This window comes from Candidatus Methylomirabilis sp. (assembly GCA_036000645.1).
Classification (GTDB): Bacteria; Methylomirabilota; Methylomirabilia; order Methylomirabilales; family JACPAU01; genus JACPAU01.
In genome coordinates, this window is the sequence record DASYVA010000084.1 from 1 (window position 1) to 5,053 (window position 5,053).

Annotated in this window: 6 protein-coding genes; 5 read left to right on the plus strand and 1 reads right to left on the minus strand. The window is 68.9% G+C overall.

Translation table 11 applies throughout. From position 1 onward, the window contains the following. From VGT06_04980 to VGT06_05000, 5 genes are all read left to right on the plus strand, one after another. On the plus strand, window positions 1–350 hold a 350-nt coding region (locus VGT06_04980), incomplete at its 5' end, for a hypothetical protein (protein HEV8662484.1). Window positions 351–748: 398 nt separating this feature from the next. Beyond that, window positions 749–1,558 carry a transporter substrate-binding domain-containing protein gene (locus VGT06_04985; GenBank protein HEV8662485.1) on the plus strand — a complete coding sequence of 270 codons (810 nt, stop codon included), beginning with the start codon at window positions 749–751 and terminating at the stop codon, window positions 1,556–1,558. A gap of 229 nt (window positions 1,559–1,787) precedes the next feature. Then, complete coding sequence (locus tag VGT06_04990; GenBank protein ID HEV8662486.1) at window positions 1,788–2,621, plus strand: alpha/beta hydrolase; 834 nt, start codon at window positions 1,788–1,790, stop codon at window positions 2,619–2,621. Between the two features lie 78 nt (window positions 2,622–2,699). Further along, window positions 2,700–3,509 (plus strand): SDR family oxidoreductase, encoded by an 810-nt coding sequence (locus VGT06_04995; protein ID HEV8662487.1) that lies wholly within the window; start codon window positions 2,700–2,702, stop codon window positions 3,507–3,509. Window positions 3,510–3,528: 19 nt separating this feature from the next. Beyond that, complete coding sequence (locus tag VGT06_05000; protein HEV8662488.1) at window positions 3,529–4,491, plus strand: D-alanyl-D-alanine carboxypeptidase family protein; 963 nt, start codon at window positions 3,529–3,531, stop codon at window positions 4,489–4,491. Here VGT06_05000 and VGT06_05005 read toward each other — a convergent pair. Further along, window positions 4,488–5,053: MFS transporter (locus VGT06_05005; protein ID HEV8662489.1), on the minus strand; the 566-nt coding region annotated here is incomplete at its 5' end. The genes VGT06_05000 and VGT06_05005 overlap by 4 nt on opposite strands.

Genomic DNA, 5,053 nt, shown 5'->3' on the forward strand with positions numbered 1-5,053 from the left:
TTCATCTTTTGTTTTGGCTTTCTTTGTTTCCATTCGCGACCGGGTGGATGGGGGAGAATCAGTTCGCCGCCGCTCCCATGGCGCTCTACGGTGCCGTGCTCTTCATGGCAGCGATCGCCTACTTGCTCTTGCAGCATACCATCATTGCATCACAAGGTCGTGACTCGTTGCTGAAAGTTGCCGTGGGTCAGGACTGGAAGGGAAGGCTGTCGGCCTTCCTTTACGCCATCGCCGTCGCTGCCTCTTTCCTGTCACCTTGGATTGGCGGTGGCATCTACGTGATCGTTGCCCTCATGTGGCTGGTGCCGGATCGGCGCATTGCGGATGCTCTTGTCAGCAAGGAAACATAACCAGGGGTTGCCGTGGAGGGCCCAACAACGGGGCTGCTGGGTTCCCTCGTCGCTGCGCGCCTCGGCGCCCGCTCAACCCCAGCCTTAGGCAGCGCATCATGTTTCCGGAGCACTCATGTTGAACGACGACGTCTACGCAGCGGGGTTACTGAAGCCGGCTTTGGATCCGGCCACGCAGCCGCCCGAGATCCAAGCCTTCTTGCGCGCTGAACACGACCTTCTTCACGACGTGATCACGGAAGGCATGCGGGTGATTGACGTTGGCTGCGGGACCGGACGGCATTTGCTCGAGCTCAACGACCGTCTCCGACTCGGGCTCGGGGTGGACTATGAGCATAGCTATATCGTTGAGGCAGACCGTCTGATCAAAAGGAGGAGCTATGAGACGAACAGCTCTGATGTTGGCGCTGACCTTGGCACTTGGAATCGCGGTGGGGGTCCTCGGAGAGCAAATCCTAAATGCCCAACAGGTGTCCGACCCGCGGGTCGCGGACCTCGTCCGGGCCGGTAGGGTTCGAGTGGGGCTGGGCTTGGCTGCATCGTTCGCCACGAAGGACCCGGTGACTGGTGAGTTACGGGGGGTGGCAATGGACCTCGCTCGCGCACTCGCAGCGCGCCTCGGGGTTGAGGTCCTGCCGGTCGAATATTCGAGCCCTGGCAAGATCCTCGAAGGTCTCAAGGACGGCGCGTGGGACATGGGGTTTCTAGGGATCGACCCCTCTCGGCTCGCTCAGGTAGACTTCTCCCCCCCATATCTGCAGGAGGACTGGACCTATTTGGTGCCGGCTGGCTCCTCAATCCGCAACGTCACCGACGCGGACCAGCCCGGGGGGCGCATCGCGGTCACGCGCAATAACGCCGGAGACCTCGTTTTGAGCCGCATGCTAAAGCGAGCTGAACTGGTACGCGTCGAGACACCAGGCGCCGCCCTCGACGCACTGCGCGCCGGAAATGCCGACGTGTTGGCAGCCCCCCGCACGGCGCTGCTCCAGTCTTCGGCCCGACTGCCCGGCTCTCGCGTGCTGGAGGACCGCTTCCACGCCACCTTCATAGCGATGGTGGTCCCTAAAGGCCAGGCTGGACGGCTTGCCTACTTCAGCGACTTCATCGAAGAGGCCAAGGCGTCGGGGTTGGTGCAGCGGGCAATCGAGCGTGCTGGCTTGCGCGGGGTTCAGGTAGCACCTGCGGGAAATCCAAGCACCCAGTAGCAGCCCGAGGTGGCAAGGTTCAGCCTCCACATGAAGCGCCTGGGGGTAGACAAGCACAAGACCTGTTCCTGGCAGGGGAGTTCCAGAAGCGCAGCCATGCCCCCCTGAGGCACCAGATGGTGATTGGTGAGCGCACACCCTCCACTATCGCTACGGCCCGACCCACCTAACCAGGGACCACCGCTTGCGTCAGGCGCGCCCCTTCTGCGATAGTCGCCCGGGGGCAGGCATGGAGGGATGGCGGGCGGTGGCTCTCGCGGGGGCCCTGGGACTCCTGGCCGGGTGCGAGGACGGCGTGGAGCGGCACTTCCTCTACTTCCCGATGGGGGAGCTCGAGGCGACCCCGGCGACCTACGATCTCCCCTTCGAGGAGGTCCGGTTCCAGGCCGCGGACGGCGCCCGGCTCCACGGGTGGTTCGTCCCCGCCCGGGGGGCCCGGGCGACGCTCCTGTGGCTCCACGGCAACGCCGGGAACATCAGCCACAGGGTCCATAACCTCCGCCTCTTCCACGACGCCCTCGGCATCAACGTCTTCCTCTTTGACTACCGGGGATACGGCCTGAGCGAGGGCCGCCCGTCGGAGGCGGGGCTCCTGCAGGACGCCGAGGCGGCCTGGCGTGTCCTGCAGGCCCGTCGCGATGTGGATCCGCGCGCCATCGTCCTCTTCGGCCGCTCCCTCGGGGCGGCGGTGGCGGCCGAGCTGGCGGCCCGCGTCCAGCCCGCCGCCCTCATCCTGGAGACCCCCTTCACCAGCCTCCTGGACATGGCGCGCCACCACTACTGGTTCCTCCCGGTCCGGTGGCTCGTCCGGTCGCGCTATGACACGCTGGGGGCGGTCCGCCGCGTGCGCGTCCCGGTCCTGGTCTTGCATGGGGATGCGGACGAGATCGTACCCTTCGACATGGGGGAGCAGGTATTCGCGGCGGCGCCCGAGCCCAAGACCTTTTACCGCATCCCAGGGGCGAGCCACAATGATACCTACCTGGTGGGGGGCAAGCCGTACCTCGAGGCCTTCCGGGCCTTTCTTGCGACCGCCTTCCCGGACAGCCGGGTTCCAGGTTGATTTCGGCCGGGGCGTTCGGGTAGAATCCGGGAGTTTTCTCCGATCCCATCAGGCGTTGCGTGCAGAGGAGGGGGAGTCGTGGCCGGGCAGCGGACTCTCACGGGCTGGGGCCTCATCCTCGGGGGGAGCAGCGGGTTCGGCGAGGCGACGGCCCTGGCGCTGGCCGGGGCCGGGATGGATATCTTCGGGGTCCACCTGGACCGCAAGGCGACCCTCCCCAACGTGGAGCGGATCCAGGGAGAGATCCGGGCGGCGGGGCGCCAGGCAGCTTTCTTCAACATGAACGCTTCCGACCCCGAGCAGCGGAAGGAAGCGCTGGATACCATGGAGAAGACCTTGGCGGAGCGAGGCGAGCCGGGCGCCATCCGGGTCCTCCTCCACTCCCTCGCCTTCGGGACGCTCAAGCCCTTCGTCGCCCCCGACGCCAAGGATGCCATGACCCAGGCGCAGATGGACATGACGCTGGACGTGATGGCCCACAGCCTCGTCTACTGGGTGCAGGATCTGGTCGCGCGGGGCCTGATGCGGCAGGGGGGGAAGATCTTCGCCATGACCTCCTCGGGCGGGACCCGGGTCTTCCCGACCTACGGGGCGGTCTCGGCGGCCAAGGCGGCGCTGGAGTCCCACATCCGGCAGCTCGCCCTGGAGCTGGCCCCCCTCGGCATCACGGCCAACGCCATCCGCGCGGGGGTGACCGACACCCCGGCGCTGCGCAAGATCCCCGGCCACGAGAAGATGCTCGAGCTCGCCCGGGAGGGGAACCCGCACCGCCGCCTCACGACGCCGGCCGACGTGGCCAGCGCCATTGCGGTCCTCTGCCAACCGGGGACGCACTGGGTGACCGGCAACACGATCGGGGTGGATGGCGGCGAGGACGTGGTCGCCTAGCGCGCAACGGAGGGAACGCGTGAGCGAGGTGAGCGAAGCGGGTCAAGGGCGCCGCCGGGCGGCCCGCGTGGTCGGCCTGGCGGCGGTGACGGGGCTGCTCCTCGGGGCGGGGAGCGAGGCGGCCCCCCTCGGCGTGGCGGAGCGGCCCCCCTATCTACGGGCCGAAGCGGCCCTCGTCCTGGACCTGGTCAGCGGGGAGGTCCTCTTCAGCAAGAACCCTGAGAGCGCCCTGGCCCCCGCCAGCCTCACGAAGCTCATGACGCTCTACCTGGCCCTCGAGGATGTGGCCGCGGGCCGGGTGAACCTGGAGGACGAGGTGCCGGTCAGCCCCCGGGCCGCCCGGACCCGCTCCTCCCGCGTGCCGCTCCGGGCGGGCGAGCATGTCCCCCTCGCAACGCTCCTCGAGGCGATGACGGTCATCTCGGCCAACGACGCCAGCGTGGCCGTCGCCGAGTATCTGGCGGGCACGGAGGAGGACTTCGTTGCCCGGATGAACCACCGGGCCTGGGAGCTGGGCCTGACCGAGACACACTTCACCAACCCCCACGGCCTCCCCTCCCCCGACCAGCGGAGCAGCGCGTGGGACATGGCTGCCCTCGCTATTCGGCTCTTCGAGGACTACCCCCTCGCCCTGGACTTCCTCTCGCGCCGGAGCTTCCACCACCGGCGCATCAGCCGCAACCGATCCCTCGGCCTGCTGGAGCGGGCCTTCGCGATTGAGTGCGTCAAGACGGCCTGGACCCGGGAGGCCGGCTTCGGTCTCGTCGCGACCGCCCGGCACGAGGACCGCTACCTGCTGGTGGTGATCCTGAAAGCCCGGAACCGGTACCAGCGGGAGCTGGCGGCCCGGACCCTCCTGCACTATGGCTTCCCCCGGGCGGCCCGGGAGCACCCGGTTCCCGTCACGCCGGCCTCTCCCCTCCCCGATCCCCGCACGGCTTCGCCCGTCCCCACCCCCTCGGAAAACGGGAGCGTCTTCTAGCCTCCGGTGGGCCCGTCGGTCTCGCGGGGCGGCTCTCCCTCCCGCTGAGGCTGCCCCCCTCCTGACGCGGTAAAGAGGAGCGCCGCCCCAGCCAGCAGTGCCCCTGCCAGCCCTGCCGCGCGGAAACCCGCGGCCTCCGCGACGGCCGTGAGCCCGACGGGGCCCGCCACGAACCCCGCGTCCACGACGAACCGATACCAGCCCAGCCGGCGGCCGGTCAGACCCCCCGGCAGCCGATCCGCGAGAAGCAGGGGCGGCATCATCCAGGCGGCGAAGGCGACCCCCAGGAGGAGGCCGGCCAGGAGGTAGCCCGGGGCGCCGCTGGTCAACGGTACGAGGGCGCTTCCCAGGGCGAGGCAACCCAGGGCCGGGAGGAGAACCGCGAGGCGGCCGAGGCGGTCGGCCGCCCACCCCGCGACGGTCAGCCCCAGGATGTCGGCCAGGAAGGCGAGGCCGACGGCCTGGCCGATCGCATCGGCGGAGAGGCCGAGGGCGCGGGCCCCGTACAGCGGAAACAGGGTCGAAAGCGTCCCGGCCCACCCCGCGGCCAGGGTGAAGGTGG

Bases quoted from the DNA above. Each gene is read 5' to 3' on its own strand.
- VGT06_04985 (HEV8662485.1), top strand. From the start codon at position 749: ATGTTGGCGCTGACCTTGGCACTTGGAATCGCGGTGGGGGTCCTCGGA.
- VGT06_04990 (HEV8662486.1), top strand. From the start codon at position 1,788: ATGGAGGGATGGCGGGCGGTGGCTCTCGCGGGGGCCCTGGGACTCCTG.